We start from the raw sequence: 26,373 nt of genomic DNA, 5'->3' as shown, positions 1-26,373 counted from the left end.
CTCTCTTATCAAATTATGAGGCTACCTATTATGTCACCGTTACCAACATCATCAACCACATCTGACTCTTCTTCTAAGAGCCTCTATCGCTCATTAATGCTGGGAACTTCATTAGGTTTGATGGCGCTCACTTTTAGCCAAACAGCTGCAGCCATTACTACCAAAAACGTTACCTATAAGGTTGATGACCAAGTATATGAAGGTTATTACGCTAAAGCCGATAAACCTAATGCGCCTTTTATTTTACTCATTCATGATTGGGATGGGTTGACAGACTATGAGCGTAAACGCGCTGATATGTTAGCAACTGAAGGCTATAACGTATTGGCAGCAGACATGTTTGGGCAAGGCATTCACCCTACTTCTATTGAAGAAAACAAACGCTTAACCGGAGCATTATATGACGATCGTAGCAAGATGCGCCGCTTGCTACAAGGTGCACTGAATGCCGGACGACTACAAGGTAATGATGTGCGTAAAGGCACTACAATGGGGTATTGTTTTGGCGGTACGGTTGCTTTAGAGCTAGCACGCTCAGGCTTCCCGCAAAAAGCGTTTGTACCATTCCATGGTGCTTTTGATATTCCAACGGGTCAAAGTTATGACAATACCACTGGAGAAATCTTAGTTTTCCACGGCTCTGCTGATGAATCTGTATCCCTTGAGAGCTTTGCTACTTTGGGTAAGACGTTAGAGACTGCTAAGGTACCACATGAGATGGTAACTTATAGTGGTGCGCCACATGCCTTTAGTGTATTCGGGAGTGATAGATATGATAAACGTGCCGATGAACGCTCTTGGAAGCGTTATTTGGATTTTTTAGCAGAAGAATATAAATAATTAGAATAAATTGTGTTAGTCCAATCAACAAGATATCTATCATATGTAGAGTATCAAGATAGAATTAAGTGATTTTATCTTGATGCCTTTTCAACTTTTCAGGTGCAACATAACTTCCTATACAACCCTTGTCTTAGCTTGTTTTCTGAAAGACCAATAGCTGATTATTCGCAGGCATCGCATACTTCTCACTTAACGTTAAATGATGTTGTTCTGCTAAATCTGTTATGTCTTCCAAATTGCGAATGCCGCTCTGTGCATCACGCTGCCGTAGGCTGATATCAAACTGCTGATTACTGACACTGGTGTAGTGTCCATTTTCGTTGAATGGTCCATATACAATCAGCTTTCCGTGTACAGGTAGTATATCTCCGACCAAAGCAAACAACTGCTCAACTAAAGACCAAGCAATGATATGCAGGGTGTTGGCAGTAAATACTGCATCGTAAGGCGTATCAATATTATGGTTAACTGGCACTGAGTCATGAGCTAAATTAAAAGCAAGAGGTGCATATAAGTTAGCCGCAGGATGTTCGGTGTGCCAAGCATTAATACTTGCATGATTGTTGACAACATCACTGGTCTGCCATGTTAAGTGCGCTAATCTTGGGGCAAAATAAATACTATGTTGACCAGTCCCTGAGCCAATCTCTAGCACATGCAGAGAGTCTTTTAACTCTTTTTGCAAAATAGCTAATATAGGCTGCTTGTTATTCTCACAAGCTCGAGAGAATGGCAGTACAGCAGCAGACATAGAATCAGTATTAATATTATTATTCATTATTAACATCCTAATTTTTATACTATTGATATCACGATATTAGGGCGTATTGAACATTCACAAATAGTAGCTAAACGCTTTAAAACTAATAAATACCCGCTTCTACTCCAGCTGCAAGCGTCATCGCCAGCTCTTCTACTTGCTCAGTGAAGCCTTCTTGCCAATCACCTTTTAAGATTAGCGCCTCTTGAATCCATTCCCAACGCAGTCCAGTGGTAATCGTCTTCATAGCAAGCTTGGTACCCGTACCATCCTGTCCAGCTCGAATATATAACGCAAATGGCATGCCTTGCTTTTCTTCTAGTACAGGGTAATAACAGCGATCAAAGAAGTCTTTGGTCAGCCCTGCCATATAAGCTAGATTCTCAGTCGTTCCTAATAATAATGCATCTGCTGCCAACACATCTTCAGGCTGGGTATCCTGTGGCGATTTTAGGATAACATTAATATCTATATCAGGATGATTAGCACCTTCGTATGCAGCTTGTGCTAATTTTTCGGTATTAGTAGACGGCGCATGCGCGACGATGAGTAAAGTTTTAGTAGTCATATCAATCACCATTATTATAGTTAATAGTCACTTTTTGAATAATATCACAATAGATACTTTTGGGAAAAAAGCACTCAAGGGCAGTATTGTGGAATACTTTTTGCACGTTATCACTCAAAGGTAGCTTAAGTTGTTATACCTGCTAGTAGCAGTGCCTATATAGAATGATCTCATTACACTAATTTACATTAGTATAAGACTTATGCAAATCAGTATGGTTATCAAAACTTGATTGCTACAATTTCTTGGTTGTCATGGGTTTTATAGAAAGAAAGCTAGTCTATACTCACAATCCCGATACTACAGTCAAAATTAAGCACTGAATCTTCAACATATGTAAGACAAAACTATATTATAGCCCTACAAACTCGGCTATTCGAACCAATTTGAGTTAAATGAATGGAATATTTATGAGTATTAGCCAGAATCAATCCACCAATGATAATTTGTTGAATTTGGATACGGTCACAGAAGGTAAGATGGTTAGCAGCGAGGGTATAGTTGTTAGTAATCGTGGTTGTGATATATCTGACTTCATTAAAGTAGAGCCAAATGCTAAATATAACATCTCTAGCGAACAACGCAGAGGTCGTGACACATTTATTTATATTGCCTATTACGATAGCAACAGAGATTTTATCAAACGGGTATCCGCAAGAGACAGATATTCTAAAAGTATCACCGTTACTGCCCCTATAGATGCTCACTATGCGCGTCTCAATATGAATGGTGGCCGTGCCTACCACCACAAACGTATGTTTGTAAAGGATGGCGAAGTACTGCCTCCTCAAAATTTTGAGGGCGTATACCCTGACCCTAATCAGGATACAATCTATTATAAGAATAATTATAATACGCCTGAAGAAGCGCTTGAGGATGCGGCTAAACGCGGAGGTGCCAACATTATATTCCCAGATGGTAAGTATGAAGTAGCGCTAAAACCTAGAGCGCCCAATATTCGGTTGTTCGGTACGGGTGAAACCTACTTTTATGCTAAATCTAGATCGGCAGTGCTTGAGGTTCGTGAAAAAGGAAATGGCTTTCAAGCGACAGGCATCCATTTTAGAGGTCAAACTATAAAGCATGCTGACACTAACAGCCCATTGGCCACCTCTATCTATTGCATGTGGATATGGGGTAAGGATTGTAAGTTTAGTAACTTTACGTCTGAAGGAGCGATATACGATAGCTTATATATACGTGGCGATGGTGAAATGAACTTTGAAGCTAGTGATTTCAAAATAGGTCCATCTAACAGAAACTGTCTTACTATCGCATCAGGCTTAGGCATAACGCTTAAAAATGGCGTCATTCGGTTTAAAAAACATACATATGTCTATTCTACAAACCCTAGACGAGATGACTCTGAACCAACCTATGGCGGTTTATACCTTGCTGATATTGAACCACCTACCTCTTCTCTTCAATGGGGCAATGTACTATATGAAGACATTGAGTTTATCAATGCTAGCAACTCGTCTGGAGGTCGACGAATCATAATACAAGATAACAATCGTAATAATCGCAATTACTTTGATATTACTATTCGTAATTGTCTTATGATCAAGGAAGGTAATCATAATGGAGATGCCCCTTTCATAAGCCTGAAATCAAAATCTGATCAAAAAGTGTTTAGAGGTATCAATGTTGAGGGTGGTACATATAATAACCGCGTCATTATGACATCAAGGTATGAGAAGTTACTTGAAGACTGTACGTTTGAGAATATTAAACTAGATAATACGATATCTTTTAGCTGGCTAATTACCCTTGGCGAAGATTGTGTTGCCAGAAATATTAATACTAAAACTAACATTAAAGTTGCAAGCTTTAAAGCTGATCCTTCGACCAATGTCATTGTCCAAAATGTAACAGGTAATAAAAATTATAGTTGATGATATTTTTATTAGTAGTATCGCAGGTCAATAGTTTAATACCCAATAAAGTAATAAAGATTATAGGAAAGTTATTGTGAATGAGTTATCAAGAAGAGCCTTTTTACAGCGTTTAAGTTATTTAGCGGGTGCGGGTGTTGTTGCTCCTATGGCTATCAATTTCTCGGCTATGAACGAAGCGAAAGCGGCAACGACAGCCTCAGATTATAAAGCCTTGGTCTGTGTTGTATTAGACGGAGGTAATGATCAAGCCAACACTTTGATTCCCATCGACGCATCTAACTATGCAACTTACCGTAAGATACGTCAAGATATTGCTTTGGATCGATCCACTTTATTACCTTTAATACCTGCAACTGATCTAGCTGGCGGTCTAAAATGGGGTTTTAACCCCAATCTTAAACGTTTAAATAGCTTATTTCACTTAAAAAAATTGGCAGTCTTACAAAATGTGGGATCTTTAGTGCAACCTACCTCATTGGATCAGTATAAGAATCGATCAGTAGCGTTACCTAGAGGTTTATTTGCTCACTTTAATCAGAAGCAAAATTGGCAAAGCACCGCATCGGATTCTTTTAGAGAAGGCTGGGGCGGAAAAATTGGTGATGCCATACTAAAACAAAATTCGCATGGAGCGTTTTCTTGTATTAGTACCGATGATGATACTGTATTTCTGACAGGCGAAAATACCAATCCATTAAAAGTTACCTCTGATGGTCTCAAAATTACTGGAGGTATTGAAAAAGAGTCATCAGTATCTGGTGCTATGACTTTTTCAGAAGCAATGAATAACTTAGTCAATTCATCTGATGATAATATAGTTGCAAATTCTACTAATGAATTAATGATGTTATCTGCTTTACAAAATGCAAAAACTATTTCAACTAAATTTCCTGCTGAGAATGCGTTGGCGCAACAGTTAAAAACAGTAGCATCACTCATCAAAGCACGAGATAATCTGGGTGTCAAACGTCAGATATTCTTTGTAAAACTTAAAGGATTCGATACGCATAATGATCTACTTGGGCGACATAGTACGTTGATGCGTCTACTTGATGATGCATTAGGAAGTTTTTATCAAGCCACTGAAGAGTTAGGCGTTTCCCAGAATGTCACCACTTTCACTATGTCAGAGTTCGGTCGAACTCTTAACAGCTATGGTAACGGATCAGAGCATGGATGGGGAGGTCATCATATTATTATGGGTGGCGCAGTGAAAGGCAGAGATTTTTATGGTGAAGCACCAGAGATTGGTCTAAATACAGCTATTGATGTCGGTCAAGGTGCATGGTTACCTACGACATCTATTGATCAGTATTCAGCGACTTTGGCTAAATGGTTTGGCGTCTCAGATAATAATCTAGCAATGGTAGCACCTAATCTACACAAGTTCAAAAATTGGGATTTAGGCTTCATGTCTAGTTAATTAATTTTTAAAGTATCTTATATATAAAAGCACCTCATATGTGAAGGTCGTTTTGACAACAATAAAGCTTGCCAGAATTCAGTTTTGGCAAGCTTTATTGTTTTAAGCTAGTTCTATCCCGCCTATTAAACCAAACCTAAAATTATTTAAGAAAGTGAGAATCGGGCTGACGGCAAAGCTTATTTCAAGCATTACAAGCTACCTTAGTAATGACCACATCTAATTCACTGATTCGTCTGAGATCAGTTGCCATTACTTTGGCTACTTCAGCAGTAGTTTCTGCAATATCGATATCCATGTCAAGAGCTTCAATACTAAGAATTATCAGCATGCAACTTATTAAAATAGTCGCTAATAGATCTGTTGATGAAAAGGCATGACTGTTTGCGCGTCAGTGATGCCTTTATTGTTCGAAAATCTCAGATCTAGGACAGGCTAATAAGCAAATTAACTTGGCCAACGCCCTAAGCTTGTTGACTGCTGCAGCCTATCTACAGATTATGTTATTCTATATTGGATATATGAAAGCATTCATTTAGGGTGGTGTATCAAAAAGTATGCTGGGGTAATAAAGGAAGGGTGACAGCCGAAGCAAGATGATATATTTGAGGTTATGAAGACACAAATACAGATCAATTGCCCCGACTGTCACAGTCTTAGTCTAAAGAAAAATGGTATAGTCAGTTCAAAATAAAAATGTTATGCCTTGGACAAATATCATAAAACAATTTGGATAAGTCATTTTGCATCCAACCTTGGCGTAGAAACTTCACTTGAGCCCATTTCTTTTCGATAGGGTTTAGGTCTGGGCTGTACGGCGGCAACCAAAGAATACGATGCCCGTGCCTGTTTAGTAGCTTTTGAATGCGTTTGCTCTTATGAAATCTGGCGTTATCCATCACAATCACGCATTTGGTTTTAAGACTTGGGATTAGCTTGTGTTTGCGCCAGTGATAGAAGACGATGCTGTTGATGTTTGTCTCAAAGTAATCAAGCGCAAACAGCATCTTTTCATACAGAGCACCAATAACGTTGGTTCGCTTTTTACCTTGCCAGTTGTAGCTATCGATACAAGGCTTACCGATCGGCGCATAGCCATGAGAGCGGATGGTCTCGTGCTCAAAGCCGCTTTCATCCATATAGACAATGGGATAGCCTTGCTGCGTAAAGCTATCAAGCTTTCCCTGATACGCCGCTCTTTTTATTGGGCAAGCTTTTGGATGCTCTAAGGTCTTTTTTGACTGATGCCTAGGCGCTTTAGGGCATGATAAATGCCTGTTTTACTACAATTTAAACGATGTGCTCGCTCATACTGGTAATCATCAGGATGTTCTTTGACATCATTAAGTAGCACGTCATCTGGTATTTTATAGGGTTTGGTTTGCCTGATTGTTTTGCTATGAACACGTCGCTTCCAGTTTTGTATGGTGGTTGGGCTGAGATTATAGAACTCAGCCGCCCCGGCAAAGGTCATATCCTCGTCTAAGCTTTTTAGTACTTGTTTGCGAAAATCTAGTGAGTAAGTCATGGTCTTTATGATAACAATTGGGTTTAATAATTAGTTTATAACACTTTTAAATGGGTTTGGCTATATAAAAAGCTATGGTAAGCAGAACTACCAATGTAAGGACTGCAAACGACAATTCATTGGCGACCATGCCTTAAGCTACCAAGGCTGTCACTCTCAAATAGAAGACATAATACGGCTGATGACTGCTCGAGGCTGCGGTGTTAGAGACATAGCCATCATTACCTCGGTGAGTATTGGTAAAGTGCTCAGCACCATAGGCTCATCCATTTATAAGATCGTGCCTAATAAGCGCTACTATGAACGCTTAGAAGTTGATGAGTTTTGGACTTACGTATATCGCAAGAAGCGTAAAGTCTGGCTCATCTACGCTTATGACCGGGCTACTAATGAGATTGTTGCTTATGTTTGGGGCAAACGCGACTTGAAAACGGCTCAGAAACTAAGAGCCTGTCTTAAGCAACTTAAAGTGAGCTATGACGCTATTAGCATGGACAACTGGGACAGTTTCATAACGGCCTTTAAACCAGATAACAAACAAGTTGGCAAACAGCATACGATAGGTATTGAAGGTAATAACTGCCGTCTTAGACACCGACTAAAACGAGCCGTTAGAAGAACCTGTTGTTTCTCTAAGAAGCTCGATAATCACTTAAAAGTGTTTGATTTGGTATTCTTTTATATCAATTATGGCTATGTCTGATGTCAGCATACTTTTTAGAACACCACCTCATTTAGTTTTAGCAAAAATTTTTAGTTATTGCTAATTAGACTTCAAACTCAGACTCAAACACTTTAAATAGGCATCCAATATGTTTATAAATAAACGTTTTTTTCATTTACCCATTTTTACTGTGATGCTTGTATTATGTAGTAATGCACAAGCTGAAACTAACCAAGATAAGATCCAAGTGAAGGTATTTATCGCAGCGATGTTCGAAATTGGTGAAAACAGTGGAGATAAAGCAGGCGAATTTCAGCATTGGTATAACCAATATTTTACCGACAGTAAACCCATAAAAGTAAAAGGTGCCCATAGCCCAATTTACTGTAACTCCGAAGGGGTCTGTGGTTCGGTATTAGGCATGGGTAAAGTAGGGTCTTCAGCATCCATGCAAGCAATAACACTTTCTCCTAAATTTGACTTTACGAAAAGCTACTTCGTTCTAAGCGGTGTCGCAGGAACACCACCCGACAAAGGAACAATAGGTGATGTAAGCTGGGGATCTTGGCTAGTAGATTATGATTTAGGTCATCGCTGGAAAGCCGAAGAAGGTGAAAAAGGCGCACCTACTTTTATGCCCCGTAAAGGTTATGAAGACATTCGTAGATATCAACTTAACCCTGAACTACTTAACTGGAATCTATATTTAAGCCAATCGGTCCCTTTAAAGGATTCAGAAGAAGCCAACACCTATCGAATGAGATATCCAAATGCCGCAGCACGACGCAGCCCAGCTATAACAGTAGGAACTCATATGACAGGAGATACATTTTTTCATGGTCCAGGGTTGTCAAAACAAGCCCAATACATAACTGAATTATATAATGCAGATGATTACATTATCACTGAAATGGAAGCCGCTGCAATAGCACAAGTACTGAACAGAACCGTGGGAACTGAACGCATAATGAGCTTACGCGGTGCAGTGAATTTTGACCAAGGTAATCCAAATGAGACTACTCTTCAACACCTAGATCCTGCTCCAGGAGAAACAGCAGGTGGCTTTTCAGAAACAGTTGAGAACATAGTGTCAGTGGGATCAAAAACTGTCAATCATATCGTTAATAACTGGGATGTTTGGGGAAATGGTGTACCAAAACTTGAGCAAAAATAAGAACCAAGGTTTAGGCTTTATGTCTAGCTGAGTAATTTCCAAAAACGCATTTCATGAAGGTTGTTTTAACATTATAACAGTAATAAAGCTTGCCAGAATTTAGTTTTGGCAAGCTTTATCGTTTGAGGCTTGTTGCATTACCCCTGTTGAGTCAAACCTAAAATTATTTGAAAAAGTAAAATAGAACTAATTAAAACAGGCGGATCGTGACGTTTATCTCAAGCGTCACAAGCTACCTCAATAATGATCATATTCACTTCACTGACTCTTCTCAATTTAGCCGCTATAGCTTTGATCACCTCAGGCATAGTAGTTACAACATCAATTTCTGTATCGACGGCTTTGATACCACTTCAATACCGATATCAGCATGATTAGTACCGTTATAAGCCGCTTGCGCCAATTTTTTGGTATTGGGTGATGGTGCATGCGCGACGATAAGTAAGGTTTTGCTAGCCATATCAATCACCCTTATAAAGGTTACTAGTTTTTGGAATTATTCGTTCTTGGCATCAATAGCTCTTAGTATTAATAGTCACTTTTTGAATAATATCAGGATGAATACTTTTCGCAACCGGACAAGTGAGCGCGGTGTTATAGAATATCTTTTGCGTTTTATCATCTAACTGTTGATTGAAAGTAATAGCGATATGTACTTCACTCACACGTCTTGGGTCAGCTGACATTACTTTGGTCACTTCAGCCATAGTGCCTGCAATATCGATGTCCATATCAAGAGCTTTGATACCGATAATGGTCAGCATACAGCTAACTAAACTGGTTGCTAGCAAATCAGTCGGTGAAAATGCTTCACCTTTACCGTGATTATCGACAGGCGCATCAGTGATAATCTCATTGTTTGATTGCAAGTGGATAGCAGTAGTACGCAAATCGCCTCGGTAGGTTACTTTTGAGGTTGTCATAGGTTTCTCTTTGATGATTATCCTGTTGAGTTATTGCCGTTTAAAAATTTAAATAGCCTATTAATAGACAATAAGTACTTTAAAATTATTAATTAATACGTGAAACTTTTACAGCTATAAATTATAGAAAAGAGTTTGTATTCGACTCATTAATTAGATACAAGAGATTTTTATTCTAAAAAACTAAGGTATAAACAATGGTCACTATTCTAGTTCTTTACAGTGATTTTTTATGTATTTTCTATCAATGAACTCAAAAGCTTAGCACATTCACTCTGGATTTTTTCCATAGCGATCAAATTACCAAGCATATAACCAAATTAATTCTGTACTGATGATGACATGTCACATTGAATATCTTCACAACTGCCTTTAAAAAAACCACCCTGTTTACGACCTTTTTCAAGAAAATATTCATCTGAGTGTTCTCTCATGTCTCTAACATCGACAGCATCTTTAGTATTTTCTATAAAAGATGAAAGACTATGCTTAATATTTTTAGATACATGATTAACTAACTGTTTTGAAAATCTAACACTCATTACAGTAGCTGTTAGAATATAATGTTCATCAAACATCCTTCTTTTATGAAAGTTGTCTTCAAATGAAATAGGTTCATTAATATTTTGAAGAAAAACCTGACTATTATTTATGACCTCGTTTAACCAACTTTCTAAAAAGAATATAGTTGTTTCCTTATTCTCAGCGTCCATATATACTCCACGAATTAATATGGTAGAAAAAAACAATAACTAATGACTATCAAATGGCTGTTTAAATGCCTTATACATACCAAAACTAGAACCTTTATCGTGAGGTTATTTCTTAATGTTGACCTTTATCTGGTAATCATCCCAACTATAAGACACTTACCAAATAGAATTAAGCTGCCTGATTTAGTTTCTGTATTGGCGTAAAGCCGCCATTGCCCATATTAGGACGTTCGTTATTGTAGTGAGTGATACAACCAATCCTCTGCTTGCTGACGGACTTGATCTAAATCAGTAAACAACTCTTGATTCAACCAATCATAGCGCATCGTTCTGTTATAGCGCTCAACATAAGCATTTTGTTGTGGATTGCCAGGCTCAATATAGCTTATCGTAATGCCTTGTTCTATCGCCCAGTCTTTGAGTGCATTACTGATGTACTCAGGTCCGTTATCACATCTTACTTGAACCGGTTTACCTCGACATTCAATCAGCTGATGCAGACTGCGTATGACTCTTTGAGCGGGCAGTGAGAAGTCAATCTCAACGGTTAAAGCTTCACGGTTGTAATCATCAATCACGTTAAACAGTCTAAAGGCACGGCCATCCGTCAAGGCATCATGCATAAAGTCCATGCTCCAACTTTGGTTTATCTTGTCTGGTACAGCTAAGGGAATTGGTTTAGCGCGTTTAATTCGACGGCGAGGTTTAATTCTCAGATTCAATTCAAGCTCACAGTAGATACGATACACCCGCTTAGGGTTGTAGGGCAGCCCCAGTACATTACGCAGGGTCATAAAGCATAATCCAAAGCCCCAGTTCTTATTCCGAGTGGTCAACTCTATAAGCAAGTCACCTATCTGACTGTTCGCATCAGAGGCTACCGACTTGTGGTAATAGCAGGTCATACTAATGCTAAAGATATGGCAAGCTCTACGTATACTGAGACCTCGTTCTGCAATGTAATGACAAGCTATCTCTTTGCGCCCAATCGGCGCTACCACTTTTTTGTCATGGCATCCTGTAGGATGTCGGACTTAAGGCGTTCTTCAGCATACATCTTTTTAAGACGAGCATTTTCAACCTCAAGTTCTTTTAAACGTGTAATCAAAGAGGCATCCATACCGCCATACTTTGAACGCCAGTTGTAAAAGGTACTTTGGCCAATATTGTGCTCACGGCATAACTCAACGATAGGTACGCCTTGTTCCGCTTGCTTTAAGATGTTAACGATTTGGTTATCGCTAAAGCGTGTCTTTTTCATAAAAATCTCCTGCTGGTAGTTTAGCAGTTAATCTCTACTTTCAAGTGTTCTTGTTTTTAGGGGGGGGATTACCATCTCTTTCAGTTTAATTCATTTCTCATGTATATTCATACTAAATTATAATCCCACACGAAAGAAAAGCCCCCTGTACTTATGTACAGGGGGCTTCATCTAGAATAGAGAGCTGACGATGACCTACTCTCACATGGGCGGACCCACACTACCATTGGCGCAACGATGTTTCACTTCTGAGTTCGGGAAGGGATCAGGTGGGGCCATCGTGCTATTGTCGTCAGCAAAGGGGGTTAGATATGAGTCTGTTGTTGTTCTTATGACTTCAATATTACTTGAGGCCTGTCAACATAAACCTAACTGAATCAAGGTTTAAGGTGATATCGAAATATTCTTACTTTATAAGCCACTACAGCTCATACAAGATAGATTAATTAGACTTGTATACAAACCACTTGGGTGTTGTATGGTCAAGCCAAACGAGCAATTAGTACAGGTTAGCTACACACATCGCTGTGCTTCCACACCCTGCCTATCAACGTCCTAGTCTTGAACGGCTCTTTAGGGAAATCTAATCTTGAGGTGGGCTTCCCGCTTAGATGCTTTCAGCGGTTATCCCATCCGAACGTAGCTACCGGGCAATGCCACTGGCGTGACAACCCGAACACCAGAGGTTCGTCCACTCTGGTCCTCTCGTACTAGGAGCAGATCCTCTCAAATTTCCAACGCCCACGGTAGATAGGGACCGAACTGTCTCACGACGTTCTAAACCCAGCTCGCGTACCTCTTTAAATGGCGAACAGCCATACCCTTAGGACCTGCTTCAGCCCTAGGATGAGATGAGCCGACATCGAGGTGCCAAACACCGCCGTCGATATGAACTCTTGGGCGGTATCAGCCTGTTATCCCCAGAGTACCTTTTATCCGTTGAGCGATGGCCCTTCCATACAGAACCACCGGATCACTAAGACCTACTTTCGTACCTGCTCGACTTGTGGGTCTCGCAGTTAAGCGCGCTTTTGCCTTTATACTCTACGACCGATTTCCGACCGGTCTGAGCGCACCTTCGTACTCCTCCGTTACTCTTTAGGAGGAGACCGCCCCAGTCAAACTACCCACCATACATTGTCCTCGGTATTGTTATACCTGAGTTAGAACCCCAACATGACCAGGGTGGTATTTCAAGATTGGCTCCACCGAGACTAGCGTCTCGGCTTCAAAGCCTCCCACCTATCCTGCACAAGTCAGGTCAAAGTTCAATGTAAAGCTGTAGTAAAGGTTCACGGGGTCTTTCCGTCTAGCCGCGGGTACACAGCATCTTCACTGCGATTTCGATTTCACTGAGTCTCTGCTGGAGACAGCGCTGCCATCATTATGCCATTCGTGCAGGTCGGAACTTACCCGACAAGGAATTTCGCTACCTTAGGACCGTTATAGTTACGGCCGCCGTTTACTGGGGCTTCGATCAAGAGCTTCGCTTACGCTAACCCCATCAATTAACCTTCCAGCACCGGGCAGGCATCACACCCTATACGTCCACTTTCGTGTTTGCAGAGTGCTGTGTTTTTAATAAACAGTTGCAGCAGCCTGGTATCTGCGACTGCCAACAGCTCAAGGAGCAAGTCCTATCACCATCAACAGCGTACCTTCTCCCGAAGTTACGGTACCATTTTGCCTAGTTCCTTCAGCAGAGTTCTCTCAAGCGCCTTGGTATTCTCTACCTGATCACCTGTGTCGGTTTAGGGTACGATTCGTTTATAACTATTGCTTAGAAGCTTTTCCTGGAAGCATGGTATTTGCCACTTCGCTGTACAAGTACAGCTTGCTATCAGATCTCGGTATGAAATAGCCCGGATTTACCTAAGCTATAAACCTACATCCTTTCACCTGGACAACCAACGCCAGGCTGACATAACCTTCTCCGTCCCTCCATCGCATTATAAACAAGTATCGGAATATTAACCGATTTCCCATCGACTACGCCTTTCGGCCTCGCCTTAGGGGTCGACTCACCCAGCCCCGATTAACGTTGGACTGGAACCCTTGATCTTCCGGCGTGCGAGCTTTTCACTCGCATTATCGTTACTCACGTCAGCATTCGCTCTTGTGATACCTCCAGCATACCTTACGATACACCTTCACAGGCTTACACAACGCTCCCCTACCACTTGAAAACAAATTCAAATCCGCAGCTTCGGCTCCTAGTTTGAGCCCCGTTACATCTTCCGCGCGGGCCGACTCGACTAGTGAGCTATTACGCTTTCTTTAAAGGATGGCTGCTTCTAAGCCAACCTCCTAGCTGTCTATGCCTTCCCACCTCGTTTCCCACTTAACTAGGAATTTGGGGCCTTAGCTGGCGGTCTGGGTTGTTTCCCTCTCCACAATGGACGTTAGCACCCACTGTGTGTCTCCCGGATATCACTCATCGGTATTCGGAGTTTGCATCGGTTTGGTAAGTCGGTATGACCCCCTAGCCGAAACAGTGCTCTACCCCCAATGGTGTTCGTCCGAGGCGCTACCTAAATAGCTTTCGGGGAGAACCAGCTATCACCGAGTTTGATTAGCCTTTCACCCCTATCCACAAGTCATCCCCTGGCTTTTCAACGACAGTGGGTTCGGTCCTCCGGTGCCTGTTACGGCACTTTCAACCTGCTCATGGATAGATCACTCGGTTTCGGGTCTATGCCCTGCAACTAAACGCCCTATTAAGACTCGGTTTCCCTACGGCTCCCCTAAACGGTTAACCTTGCTACAGAACATAAGTCGCTGACCCATTATACAAAAGGTACGCGGTCACCCTAATAAATTAAGGCTCCCACTGCTTGTACGCACACGGTTTCAGGTTCTATTTCACTCCCCTCACAGGGGTTCTTTTCGCCTTTCCCTCACGGTACTGGTTCACTATCGGTCAGTCAGGAGTATTTAGCCTTGGAGGATGGTCCCCCCATCTTCAAACAGGATTTCTCGTGTCCCGCTCTACTTAATATGTTAACGCTAATGTTTCGAATACAGGACTATCACCTACTACGGTCAGCTTTCCCACGCTGTTCTTCTACATTAGCACTAATCGGCTTCTCCCCGTTCGCTCGCCGCTACTTGGGGAATCTCATTTGATGTCTATTCCTAAGGGTACTGAGATGTTTCACTTCCCCTCGTTCGCTTCTTGTACAAGTACAAGATACCTACCTTATGGTAAGTGGGTTTCCCCATTCAGAAATCTCCGGATCACAGGATATTGCCGCCTCCCCGAAGCTTATCGCAGGCTGTCACGTCTTTCATCGCCTCTGACTGCCAAGGCATCCACCATGTGCGCTTCATTACTTGACCATACAACCCCAAGTAGTCTTTCTCTATAAATAGAGTTAGATTCCTAAGTGTTCTACAATCTAATTATGATAACGATATCACCTATGTTTATACGCTTGATTCAGTTCTCTTTACTTTTTTAATAATCAACCCCTGGGATAACAACTGATGTCGTTAAGAGGTCGATTATTAAGGTTAGGAACAACGCGTGAACACGTGTTCCTAACCCAGACTCATATCTATGTTTTTAAATAGTCTCTGTGCTCTCGTCGAGCCACAGATTCTGTATAAAACAGAAAGAAGTAATCAATACCTATTGGCTGAATCACTTGTTTCTATTTATACATCTACTTATTTATTTGCATACTAAAGAATAGTTTATTATATGGTGGAGCCAAACGGAGTCGAACCGTTGACCTCCTGCGTGCAAGGCAGGCGCTCTACCAACTGAGCTATGGCCCCTGAAATAATGGTAGGCCTGGGCAGACTTGAACTGCCGACCCCCGCGTTATCAACACGGTGCTCTAACCAGCTGAGCTACAGGCCTATAGAGCGCATATATATCACGCCTAGGCTTTAATAAACTAGCTTAAACTAAAGAACAACTTGTTGTGAATTCTTGCTGACCGAATGCCATCTATAAGGAGGTGATCCAGCCGCAGGTTCCCCTACGGCTACCTTGTTACGACTTCACCCCAGTCATCAACCACACCGTGGTGAACGCCTCCCCGAAGGTTAAGCTATCCACTTCTGGTGCAATCAACTCCCATGGTGTGACGGGCGGTGTGTACAAGGCCCGGGAACGTATTCACCGCGGCATTCTGATCCGCGATTACTAGCGATTCCTACTTCATGGAGTCGAGTTGCAGACTCCAATCTGGACTACGATAGGCTTTTTGAGATTCGCATCACATCGCTGTGTAGCTGCCCTCTGTACCTACCATTGTAGCACGTGTGTAGCCCTGGTCGTAAGGGCCATGATGACTTGACGTCGTCCCCGCCTTCCTCCAGTTTGTCACTGGCAGTATCCTTAGAGTTCCCGGCATAACCCGCTGGTAACTAAGGAAAAGGGTTGCGCTCGTTGCGGGACTTAACCCAACATCTCACGACACGAGCTGACGACAGCCATGCAGCACCTGTATTCTAATTCCCGAAGGCACTCCCGCATCTCTGCAGGATTCTAGATATGTCAAGACCAGGTAAGGTTCTTCGCGTTGCATCGAATTAAACCACATGCTCCACCGCTTGTGCGGGCCCCCGTCAATTCATTTGAGTTTTAACCTTGCGGCCGTACTCCCCAGGCGGTCTACTTATTGCGTTAGCTGCGTCACTAAGTCCTCAAGGGACCCAACGACTAGTAGACATCGTTTACGGCGTGGACTACCAGGGTATCTAATCCTGTTTGCTACCCACGCTTTCGAGCCTCAGTGTCAGTATGATGCCAGAAGGCTGCCTTCGCCATCGGTATTCCTCCAGATCTCTACGCATTTCACCGCTACACCTGGAATTCTACCTTCCTCTCACCTACTCTAGCCTAACAGTATCAGATGCAGTTCCCAGGTTAAGCCCGGGGATTTCACATCTGACTTATCAAGCCACCTACGCTCGCTTTACGCCCAGTAATTCCGATTAACGCTTGCACCCTCTGTATTACCGCGGCTGCTGGCACAGAGTTAGCCGGTGCTTATTCTGCAGCTAATGTCATCGTCCGTGGGTATTAACCACGGAGTCTTCTTCACTGCTTAAAGTGCTTTACAACCAAAAGGCCTTCTTCACACACGCGGCATGGCTGGATCAGGGTTGCCCCCATTGTCCAATATTCCCCACTGCTGCCTCCCGTAGGAGTCCGGACCGTGTCTCAGTTCCGGTGTGGCTGATCATCCTCTCAGACCAGCTACAGATCGTCGCCATGGTAGGCCTTTACCCCACCATCTAGCTAATCCGACTTAGGCTCATCTAATAGCGAGAGCAACAAGTTGCCCCCTTTCTCCCGTAGGTCGTATGCGGTATTAATTCGAGTTTCCCCGAGCTATCCCCCACTACTAGGTAGATTCCTAAGTATTACTCACCCGTCCGCCGCTCGTCATCTTCTAGCAAGCTAGAAATGTTACCGCTCGACTTGCATGTGTTAAGCCTGCCGCCAGCGTTCAATCTGAGCCATGATCAAACTCTTCAGTTTAATCTTGCTATGAAGTCCTTTAAAGAGACTTCTAAACTTGGCTCATTTAATCTGGCAAATCGCTAAAAATTATGTTCGTAATGAATTAACTTTGAGTTTTTCTGCTGTCTTAAATGATAATTTTTATAGTTAATAATCTTCCCGAAAAGAAAAGATAGTCAACTTTATTTTTTAGCATTCTGAATCAGCAAAAATCCACACAAGTTGTTCTTTAGTTATGCTTTTAAATAGTGTCAATCTACTGTCGTCCAGTAGTTGATATATAGGGTACTTCTCTTTGCTAAATAACCTTAAACCGTTATGGCTTAACCTATCTAGCGAGCCGACTATCATATCATAATGATTTGATTTGTCAAGCTTTTATTTTGTTTCGTTTCAATAAGTTAATTGGGTTATTGTTGTGTAATAATACACTGCAATCATTACCGTTTGTCTCATTGAGGGGCGTATTATAGACGCTTTTAACGAAGTGTCAAGCAGTAAATTATTTTATTTTAAACTGAATTAAAAGTAACTTACCTAGAAGCGTTCTTAATAAGTGGTGAACCACTTCTCAAACTACCTTCCCTTCCGACTGGGACGCATTATACGCGCTTTCGGTTGAGGGTCAAGGGGGTTTGTAGAGTTTATTTTTACACAATTAACATTAAAGAAATACCTCTATATTTATCAATAGCTTAATATTAAAAATTATTTTTTATTCTTCAAATACCAGTAGCCAATGACACCAATTGATAAAGCCTACCATCATAAAGAAGGTAGGCTCAAATATATGCATACTCAATTAAAAACTGGCTTTAATCGAAGGTATAGCTTACTCCGACGTTTCCACCTTGTTGACTGCCGCTACCACCGAAAGCACTACTGATAGAGAAAAGTCCGTTTGATGTGGTGTAGCCTACACCTAAAGCATATCCTGTTTCGCCTTCCCACGTGCCTCCACCAAGACCTACGCTAACTTTGCCAGGAACATTAGGATATCGCAGTGCACCGAATGCGAGTGCACCTGCAACTGCTGAATGAGTCTCTCCTTCGAGATCATTTATTCTTCTGTCTGTATAGCCCATTGCTTCAGCACGATTTTGGTTGAGCTGAGATACATTCACCGCATCATTTGGGTTGATACCAGCGGCGACATTGGTGATTCGGCGTTGAGTGTTTGCATTGCCTACCGATACCGTATTGTCTGCTGTTGATTGTGAGTTTGCTCCTAATGCAACGGCATTGCTATGAGTTACACTGCTATTAGCACCGATAGCTACTGCGTCTGTGGCTTGAACGTTCACTGACTCACCGATAGCGACAGAGTTTGAGGCGTTAGTTACTCCAGTAAAGACTGGATTGCCATCTACAATACTTGCAGCTGTAGCTCCTACTTTTATGTTGCTACCTATTACAGAAACGTTGTTAGAGGTATCGCCAATAATATTGTCGTTGCCCAATGAATAACTGCTATCGCCACCGATAATACTTGGATCACCAATTGCACCTGACTTGTCGCCTGAAACGATATTACCTACGCCAACACTAAGAGACTGATTGCCTGTTACCTTAGAATCTGTACCAACTGCAATACTATCCTGACCAGCAGATTTGGCGTTGACACCAACTGCTATTGAACCGTTGCCTGTAGCTCCTTCATTATCGTAGTCAACTTCTATCTTAGTACCAGAAGTGTTGATACTAACAAAGCGCTCTTTGCTTTCTTCAATTTTGTTTTCTAATTCAACTTTAGCTTCTTCGCTGATACCTGAATCACCTTTGTCTCCCTTAGCACCATCAGTACCATTTAAACCGTCTGTACCGTCCTGACCTGCCGAGCCTTGCGGACCAACTGGACCTTGAGCACCATCAGCTCCGTCTGTACCGTTGATACCATTTAAACCGTCAGTGCCGTTTTGACCTGCTAGGCCTTGAAAACCCGTTTCTCCTTTATCACCCTGATCACCTTTAGGTCCGGGTGTTAATTCAATAGTATCTATCTGTGTTTGCAAGTCAGTCAGCTTACCGTCAACCGCAGTAAACGCTGCACCCACATTGCTGTAGTCTGCACTGCTTATTCGATACGTAGGCGCTTGGAATACACCCATACTATTAAGCTGCGCACCCCCACCTAGAGCAGTTGCTACGCTACTGAAATGAGACAAACCTGTTGTTTCTAATCTTTTTAACTGAGCAATATTGACTGCATCAGTATCAGTCGTACCAGCAGCAAGGCCGGTGATTTGACGGGTCTCCCAGTTGGCAGGATCAGCATCTCTAGTGTCACCAACACTAACGGCACCAAGGGTAGATTTCCATGTCGAACTGGTATCACCGTTAGCTGAATAACCTGCAATGCCAGCATTAACAGTAGTGACACTTTTACTACCTAAAGCGATACTGTCACGCTTATCAGCTACTGCATTAGTACCAAGCGCAACTGCTCGAATGCCACTTGCCGTAGCACCAATACCTAACGCCTCATAATCTGTGGGTGCAAATTCATAGATTACCCCACCAGAGCCATCTGCTTTAAATCTACGACCTTGAGAATCTGTCTCAATAGGTGTGGTCGCAACCGTAAAGTCCGCTTTCACAGCAGCATCCTTAACAGCAGCTAATGCAAATGTACTGCCACTACCTATTGCAGTAGCCCCACTAGCAGTGGCTCTACTATAACCCCCTAGTGCTGAGCTGGTATAGCCTGATGCTATATTGCTATAACCTACAGCTGAGCTGTTGTTACCAGAAGCTTGGTTAAGGTAGCCTGACGCTGAGCTGTTGACACCTGAAGCGAAGTTGGCACGACCCATTGCTGAGCTGTCATTACCAGAAGCTCTGTTTCCAGTACCCAATGCTGAGGTATTGTTAGCTGAAGATTGGTTAGCAACACCTACCGCTGTGCTAGCAACACCTGAGGCTGTGTTCATACGACCTAGTGCTGCACTTTCATTACCTGATGCGATATTGATACGACCTACTGCTGAGCTATCATTACCCGAAGCAGTGTTGTCGTGACCTAGTGCTGAGCTACGTTCACCAGAGGCTTCGTTGCTATAACCCACTGCCGAGCTATGCAGCTTAGAAGCTACATTTAGACTACCTACTGCAGTACTACGTTCATTAGCGGTTGAGTTGTCGCTACCTATTGCTAAGCTATAATCCCCTGCAGAGGTATTGACGAAACCTACTGCCGAACTGAATCGGCCAGAAGCTACGTTCTTATGCCCTGCCCCTAAAGCCATTTGCCCGTTTACTGTATTACTAGAACCTACTGCCGTACTATAAGTATTGTTCACATGGTTTAGTATGCCTAATGCTGAACTTCCTAGGCCATCAACATTGTTTTGCGAACCTATGGCTGAGGTGACATTACCTTTAGCGATGTTATAAGAACCTATCGCTGAACTACCTTCACCAGAAGAGATATTTATAGTACCGACAGCTGAGCTATAAATATTTGAAGCTGTGTTGTCATAGCCTATTGCAGTGCTACGAGTGCCTAATGCCTCGTTTAAAAACCCACAGGCTATAGATTCAGATGATGCAACACTGTTACTTGGCATGAAATTTTCTGTCAAACACACTTCTGCCTGACTACTCATCGCCGTCAATCCAAGCACGCCAGCAATGGCAACACTTATAGTACTTCGACGTAGTAACGTACCTAAAGTCGCGGATGGCAACGCACCCACTGAACCAGCTTGACCTGATCTATTGTTAGACTTTCCACCCGACTTGCTGATTTCACTAACGGCTGTATAGCAACCCGTAGAACGATTAAAGACAACGCGGTAGACATGGTTTAACATCGATGTATCCTATGTATGTGTAGCATTATTGGTAAAGTAGTTGATTAGGTTTTCGTATAAAAAAGAGCTATGTTTTGTTGTACCAAATAAATAATGCATGAATCGTGCCATTGAAATTAAGTAAAACCATTTTCAAGCTGCTAACTAACAATCTTAATTTTCCAAAAAATGGAGCCTTGTGATAGCCAAAGAAATACATATGTGTATATTTGTAAACTTATATTTCCAATGTATCAAAAACACTTTTAATTTGTAAAGAAAAAACACAATATTACGGATAAACGGTAGGCGGGATATGATGAATTGAAACATGGCTTAAAGCAGATTTATTGAGAGCCGAAAAGACCAAAACTTATAGCCATGTATAAAAACCCCTCTTACCAAATAAAACGCACAAAAAAACCGCCTATTAAAAATAAGCGGTTTTTTTGGGTCTATGTCTTACATTCTTAACTCTTATAAGAGATACAGCAGAACCTTCCAATCATATTAATGTCCGGCTTTGGCCTTTAGAGTGGTAAATACACCCGACAAAGCATAAATGATACCAATCGCTAAAATACCTACGGGTATGTCATACAGCACGATGCTCATGACTAATACGCCTACAATAAGAACCACAAACGGGACTTTTCTTTTATCAAACTCTTTAAAACTGTAGTACTTTATATTACTAACCATTAACAAGCCGCAAATGACTACCCAAGCAGCAAACAATAACATGACCTGCGTATCATACTGCCCGACCCACTCATTATGATCGACGGCAACCATCACAGCAGCTGTTACCAAAATCGCAGCAAGTGGGCTTGCCAAACCTACGAAGTACTTTTTATCGACAATTCCAACCTGAACATTAAAACGTGCGAGGCGGAAAGCGGCACAAGCGGTAAAGACAAAGGCGCAACCAAGCCCAATACGACCTAAGGGCTCTAAAGCGAAGCTATAAATCAAGATAGCAGGTGCAACGCCAAAGGCTAACATATCAGCCAGAGAATCATACTGCTCACCAAAAGGGCTTTGCGCATTCAGCATACGCGCGACTCTACCATCAGCGCCATCGAGGATAGCCGATAAGAAAATCGCTAAAGATGCCTTATAAAATTCGCCTTGGGTACTGGCTAGAATCGAGTAAAAACCAGACAATAGCGATAAGGTTGTAATCAAATTGGGTGCCAAATAGACACCGCGACTGACCACAGGTTTACCTTCTGCAACTTCTGTTTCAATCACCTCAAAAGTCAAACCATCATAATTGTCATTATCCGCTAAGCGAATGTTGAATTCATGCTCGTCAACAAAAGGCGGCTGAGTAGCTGCGCTATCATTTAGGCTCTTATGGGGTGGTTGCTCAGTCGTCATAACGCTATCCTTATTCGCCAACTAGCCAGCGTACACTGGTCGCACTATCAGGAGTTAAGTCTGGAGCATCAGCTACTTTTAGAGCAGGCTGTAGGAAACGCAATATCTCACGCGCTTGGTTATCAAACTGCCATGGCGGATTGATAATGAGCATACCTGTACCATTAAGACCAACCGCAACATCATTAGGATAGATATTAAGCTCACAGACCAGCTGACGTCTCATCTCAGTACGCTTCAGCTTCTTATAAAACAGCTCTACCGCTTCGACATTCTTGATTGGGAACCATAATGCGTAAGTGCCTTGTGGCCACTTGTTATAAGCAGCGACTAGCAGATTGATAAGGCGCGTGAAGTCTTTATGCTCTTGCTCATAAGGAGGATCAAGAAAAATTAGACCACGTTTTTCTTTTGGTGGAATAACCGCCGTAATACCTTCAAAAGCATCACGATGCTGTATACCAATTGGTAGCTTATGCAATTGATAGTTCAACGCATCATATTCACTAGCTTTTGCCTCAAATGCTTCACCACGAACGCCAGCGTCTGGATTCTTTTCGACATGATGAGCAATCCACCACGGTGAGCCAGGATAGACTTTACTATCATAAGTGAATTTGGCTTGCTTGATGCCTTCCATATAATCTTTGACAGCAGCTGGTGCTTTTTCGGTATCCGCTTTTAACAAAGCCTGAATACCGCCTTTGGCCTCCCCTGTCTTACGTGCTTCTTCACTGCTAAGCGAATACAGACCGCGGCCACCATAAGCGTCGAGCACATAAAAAGGCTTGTCTTTTTGACCCAGTTGATTAAGTAGTTGTACTAATAAAATGTGTTTAACCACATCAGCAAAGTTACCAGCGTGGTAGGCGTGTTTATAGTTCATAATCTCAAAAGTTTAAATAAGAAAAATTGCATCTATGGTAGCATAGGCAGAGTAAAAGATAATGTGGTTTTGGTAAGTAGCTTCAACAAAAAGGCCATAAACACCAAATGATTAATGACTAATTGATAGTTATTTGATGATTGATTCAATATTAACAAAAGAACGAGGTGAAATGACGAAAATTATTAGCAACCTGAATGTGACAGAGCTGGTGGTTGATCATCCGATAGGTCCTGATAATCCGCCATTACTTGCGCCATGCGCTGATATGGGAAGCGATAAAACGAGCAATAAGTTGGCAACCCAACATATCTTGCAAATGTCCGACTTTGATGTGAGCTGGGAAGATAAGCTGACGGATACGCAACTTGATAAGTTCGTGGATGATGGTTGGATAGTTATCGATGACATATTTGAGCATACAGCATTATTAGCCTTGCAAGCGGAAAGCGGTTTTATTGACTATCGTGATGCAGAGCTAACGGCGGGTGTGCGTATCAGTGATATTCGTGGTGATCGCATCCGCTGGATCACTGAGAACTTCTTTGCCGGCTATTTTTATCTGCAAAGCATCAATGCGCTTGGCATGCTGTTTAATCGTAGCTTGTTCGCTGGTATTCGCCATAGTGAAGCGCATTATGCCTGCTATCCAGTGGGCTTTGGCTATCAATGGCATAGTGATAATCCGGCTGGTCGCGATGAACGCGTTATCTCCGCGGTGTTTTATCTTAATGATGAATGGGCAGCCAGTGACGGCGGTGCATTAGAAGTCGTCGATAAACATGGAGTCCATCATGATGTGATGCCTGTTGCCAATCGACTAGTCATATTTGATAGTGACTTACAACATCAAGTGCAAATCGCCCATCGTCAGCGCTATTCGATTGCGACGTGGATGCGCCGAGATGGTTTAATACCTTTTGTTGAAGAAGGCAGTTAAATTGCTATCTAATTAATGCCACTTACTACAATCATTACTCACTGTTTATAAATACAATATCTTGTTTAGTTCTAAAGCTGGGTTAAAAACCCAGCCTACGCCAATAAAGCCATATGGTTTGAAGTAGATTAATAATTCAACTAGAGAATAAAAGGTTTATCAATGTCTGACTCTCATAATCAAAACATGACTCATCAACAAGAAAGCCATCAACAAGCAACATTGAACTTAAGCATTGCACTTCTTGAGCGTCCTTCAGTCACGCCAGATGATGACGGCTGCCAAGATATATTGTTAGCTCGACTAGAGCAAGCTGGCTTTGATTGCGAGTTTATGTATTTTGGCGATAGAGATAAGACTGGCGAGCACGCGGAAGTTAAAAACTTATGGGCACGCCGTGGCAAAGCCGATCCAGTTATTTGTTTTGCTGGTCATACCGATGTCGTGCCAACTGGCGATGTCAATAATTGGACCTATCCACCATTTACCCCAACCATCGTTGATGGCTATCTATGGGCTCGCGGTGCTGCTGACATGAAAACGGGAATTGCCGCCTTTACTATCGCAGCCGAACGTTTCGTCGCTAACCATCCTGAGCATAATGGTTCTATCGCCTTCTTAATCACCTCAGATGAAGAAGGTCCGTCTATTAATGGCACGGTCAAAGTCATTGAAACCTTAGAAGCGCGTAACGAAAAAATCACGTATTGCTTAGTTGGCGAGCCGTCAAGTACCGATACCCTTGGCGATATCATTAAAAACGGTCGCCGTGGCTCATTGGGTGCAGTGCTAACCGTCACTGGCAAGCAAGGTCACGTCGCCTATCCGCACCTCGCGTCTAATCCTATTCATGCGGCAACATCAGCATTGGCTGAATTAACGGCTGCGACATGGGATGCTGGTAACGATTACTTCCCTGCGACTTCTCTACAAATCTCAAATATTAATAGTGGCACGGGCGCAACCAATGTCATTCCTGAGACGCTTGAAGTTATCTTTAACTTCCGCTTTTCAACAGAAACCACCGAAGATGAGCTAAAAGCAAAGACCCATGCGATATTTGATAAATATTTTAAAGACAGCAAGGCAAGTTATGATATCCATTGGAAGTTATCTGGTCAGCCTTTTTTGACGCCAGAAGGTAAATTGGTCTCAGCGTGTCAACAAGCGATTAAAGCCGTCACTGACGTTGACGCTACTCTATCAACCTCTGGTGGCACTTCTGACGGACGCTTTATCGCTCCGACTGGTGCGCAAGTCGTTGAGCTTGGTGTGCGTAATGCGACTATTCATCAGGTTGATGAAAAGGTAGAAGTGGATGACTTGGGTAAATTGGCGCAGATATATGAAGGGATTTTGGAGAATTTATTGCTGGATTAGTCATAAGTGATAAAAGCAAAAAAGCGCCATCTCATTTAGATTTGGCGCTTTTTTATTATTAATTCTTGGTCGAAAGCAACTTAATCTGCTCACTAACCTACAGTGTTAACCCATGTATCATCATGTTTTTCGACACTAATTTTTGAGTGATAGCTATACTTTGCTGGCTTATCGAACTAATAGCTCTACTCAATACCAATATATAGATCTACTTGTCCATACTCTAAATTACCACCAATATAATGCTCAAAATCAACATTATAAGTGCGTGTATGCTCAGAGCTTGGGTCATTAAAATATGTCCAAGCCTTCTCCCAAGCATTCATCACCGTATTAGGCATTCTACCTTCTTCGGTAAACACCATATATTTACCAGCAGGAATAGTGGCTGTTACGACATCGCTAGAATGAGCAGCGCTAAGGATGTTTGCAGCACTAAGAACGTTGCTGTCTTCATTACTGTCTTCGTCACTATCCTGCCCTTCTACTGGCTCGCTTTTTACCTTCCAGCTCGCTACTACATCGAAAGCGCCTACTAAATCATCGCTCTCATAGTTATGAAAGACACCATAAATATCCTCACCTTTAGAGAGATGCTCCACATGGTTTTGATAAAACTTTTGCCACAATCTACCCAATTTGGCAGTATCATGGCTAATTTCTGCGTTGTTCGTGGTACGAACACTGATACCTTTACAAACTATCGCTTCGGGTAGCTCTTTGATTTGTGAAGTCATGTGCTTCCTATCCTGTTTATTT

General features: G+C 42.2%; 18 protein-coding genes, 2 tRNA genes, 3 rRNA genes and 1 pseudogene. 7 read left to right on the top strand and 17 right to left on the bottom strand.

Annotation, left to right across the window (positions count from 1 at the left end; translation table 11 throughout):
- Positions 1–30 precede the first annotated feature (30 nt).
- On the top strand, positions 31–840 hold the full coding sequence (locus tag AK823_RS03350; RefSeq protein WP_203226570.1) for a dienelactone hydrolase family protein: 810 nt from the start codon (positions 31–33) through the stop codon (positions 838–840).
- 133 nt (positions 841–973) lie between these two features.
- Here AK823_RS03350 and AK823_RS03345 read toward each other — a convergent pair whose 3' ends face one another.
- Together AK823_RS03345 and AK823_RS03340 are read right to left on the bottom strand one after the other, a co-directional pair.
- Positions 974–1,621 carry a DUF938 domain-containing protein gene (locus tag AK823_RS03345; protein ID WP_228138904.1) on the bottom strand — a complete coding sequence of 216 codons (648 nt, stop codon included), beginning with the start codon at positions 1,619–1,621 and terminating at the stop codon, positions 974–976.
- Between the two features lie 85 nt (positions 1,622–1,706).
- Entirely contained in the window at positions 1,707–2,171 is a 465-nt protein-coding gene (locus tag AK823_RS03340) for a flavodoxin (protein WP_068326175.1), read from the bottom strand.
- A gap of 410 nt (positions 2,172–2,581) precedes the next feature.
- Between AK823_RS03340 and AK823_RS03335 the strand changes: the two genes are divergently transcribed.
- Together AK823_RS03335 and AK823_RS03330 are read left to right on the top strand one after the other, a co-directional pair.
- Positions 2,582–4,066, top strand: coding sequence for a hypothetical protein (locus AK823_RS03335; RefSeq protein WP_068326172.1), 1,485 nt, complete (start codon positions 2,582–2,584; stop codon positions 4,064–4,066).
- Between the two features lie 76 nt (positions 4,067–4,142).
- Entirely contained in the window at positions 4,143–5,492 is a 1,350-nt protein-coding gene (locus AK823_RS03330; RefSeq protein ID WP_068326168.1) for a DUF1501 domain-containing protein, read from the top strand.
- 680 nt (positions 5,493–6,172) lie between these two features.
- Here AK823_RS03330 and AK823_RS03325 read toward each other — a convergent pair.
- Positions 6,173–6,697, bottom strand: a complete 525-nt coding sequence (locus AK823_RS03325; RefSeq protein ID WP_149031832.1) for an IS630 family transposase — start codon at positions 6,695–6,697, stop codon at positions 6,173–6,175.
- A gap of 20 nt (positions 6,698–6,717) precedes the next feature.
- A complete protein-coding gene (locus tag AK823_RS03320; RefSeq protein ID WP_068326165.1) occupies positions 6,718–7,020 on the bottom strand; it encodes an IS630 transposase-related protein in 303 nt (100 codons plus the stop codon).
- A gap of 37 nt (positions 7,021–7,057) precedes the next feature.
- Here AK823_RS03320 and AK823_RS03315 point away from each other — a divergent pair, with 37 nt between their 5' ends.
- Together AK823_RS03315 and AK823_RS03310 are read left to right on the top strand one after the other, a co-directional pair.
- Positions 7,058–7,723 carry an IS1 family transposase gene (locus AK823_RS03315; protein ID WP_068326164.1) on the top strand — a complete coding sequence of 222 codons (666 nt, stop codon included), beginning with the start codon at positions 7,058–7,060 and terminating at the stop codon, positions 7,721–7,723.
- Positions 7,724–7,832: 109 nt separating this feature from the next.
- Complete coding sequence (locus AK823_RS03310; RefSeq protein ID WP_068326163.1) at positions 7,833–8,858, top strand: purine nucleoside permease; 1,026 nt, start codon at positions 7,833–7,835, stop codon at positions 8,856–8,858.
- A 313-nt stretch (positions 8,859–9,171) separates the two neighbouring features.
- On the opposite strand, the gene AK823_RS14015 is transcribed toward AK823_RS03310, so the two are convergent.
- The 12 genes and pseudogenes from AK823_RS14015 to rlmJ form a co-directional block, all read right to left on the bottom strand.
- A complete protein-coding gene (locus AK823_RS14015; protein WP_228138903.1) occupies positions 9,172–9,318 on the bottom strand; it encodes a hypothetical protein in 147 nt (48 codons plus the stop codon).
- Positions 9,319–9,370: 52 nt separating this feature from the next.
- Positions 9,371–9,781 (bottom strand): OsmC family protein, encoded by a 411-nt coding sequence (locus tag AK823_RS03305; RefSeq protein WP_068326160.1) that lies wholly within the window; start codon positions 9,779–9,781, stop codon positions 9,371–9,373.
- Positions 9,782–10,101: 320 nt separating this feature from the next.
- Positions 10,102–10,494, bottom strand: a complete 393-nt coding sequence (locus tag AK823_RS03300) for a hypothetical protein (RefSeq protein WP_203226568.1) — start codon at positions 10,492–10,494, stop codon at positions 10,102–10,104.
- Between the two features lie 169 nt (positions 10,495–10,663).
- Positions 10,664–11,755: pseudogene (locus tag AK823_RS03295) on the bottom strand (IS3 family transposase).
- Between the two features lie 182 nt (positions 11,756–11,937).
- Positions 11,938–12,052: ribosomal RNA gene (gene rrf, locus AK823_RS03285) — 5S ribosomal RNA — on the bottom strand.
- A gap of 181 nt (positions 12,053–12,233) precedes the next feature.
- Positions 12,234–15,094: ribosomal RNA gene (locus AK823_RS03280) — 23S ribosomal RNA — on the bottom strand.
- Between the two features lie 365 nt (positions 15,095–15,459).
- Positions 15,460–15,535, bottom strand: a tRNA-Ala gene (locus AK823_RS03275).
- 8 nt (positions 15,536–15,543) lie between these two features.
- Positions 15,544–15,620: transfer RNA gene (locus AK823_RS03270), tRNA-Ile, on the bottom strand.
- A 93-nt stretch (positions 15,621–15,713) separates the two neighbouring features.
- Positions 15,714–17,252 (bottom strand): 16S ribosomal RNA (locus AK823_RS03265).
- The 16S, 23S and 5S rRNA genes sit together here with 2 tRNA genes alongside, the layout of an rRNA operon.
- A 797-nt stretch (positions 17,253–18,049) precedes the next feature.
- Complete coding sequence (locus AK823_RS03260) at positions 18,050–21,046, bottom strand: ESPR-type extended signal peptide-containing protein (protein ID WP_068326154.1); 2,997 nt, start codon at positions 21,044–21,046, stop codon at positions 18,050–18,052.
- Positions 21,047–21,535: 489 nt separating this feature from the next.
- Positions 21,536–22,408 (bottom strand): CDP-diacylglycerol--serine O-phosphatidyltransferase, encoded by an 873-nt coding sequence (pssA, locus tag AK823_RS03255; protein ID WP_227514107.1) that lies wholly within the window; start codon positions 22,406–22,408, stop codon positions 21,536–21,538.
- Between the two features lie 10 nt (positions 22,409–22,418).
- A complete protein-coding gene (rlmJ, locus tag AK823_RS03250; RefSeq protein ID WP_068326144.1) occupies positions 22,419–23,294 on the bottom strand; it encodes a 23S rRNA (adenine(2030)-N(6))-methyltransferase RlmJ in 876 nt (291 codons plus the stop codon).
- Positions 23,295–23,466: 172 nt separating this feature from the next.
- Here rlmJ and AK823_RS03245 point away from each other — a divergent pair, with 172 nt between their 5' ends.
- A complete protein-coding gene (locus AK823_RS03245; RefSeq protein WP_068326141.1) occupies positions 23,467–24,234 on the top strand; it encodes a 2OG-Fe(II) oxygenase in 768 nt (255 codons plus the stop codon).
- Positions 24,235–24,396: 162 nt separating this feature from the next.
- Positions 24,397–25,614: a succinyl-diaminopimelate desuccinylase gene (gene dapE, locus AK823_RS03240; RefSeq protein ID WP_149031838.1), complete on the top strand. Its 1,218-nt coding sequence runs from the start codon at positions 24,397–24,399 to the stop codon at positions 25,612–25,614.
- 185 nt (positions 25,615–25,799) lie between these two features.
- Here dapE and AK823_RS03235 read toward each other — a convergent pair whose 3' ends face one another.
- The gene (locus AK823_RS03235; protein WP_068326138.1) at positions 25,800–26,351 is read right to left on the bottom strand and encodes a GyrI-like domain-containing protein; all 552 of its coding nucleotides are present in this window, start codon (positions 26,349–26,351) and stop codon (positions 25,800–25,802) included.
- Positions 26,352–26,373 lie beyond the last annotated feature (22 nt).

Origin of the sequence: Psychrobacter sp. P2G3, assembly GCF_001593285.1 — a bacterium.
GTDB lineage: Bacteria > Pseudomonadota > Gammaproteobacteria > Pseudomonadales > Moraxellaceae > Psychrobacter.
The sequence above is the reverse complement of the archived record's forward strand: the minus strand, read 5'-3'. Positions and strand labels throughout refer to the sequence as shown.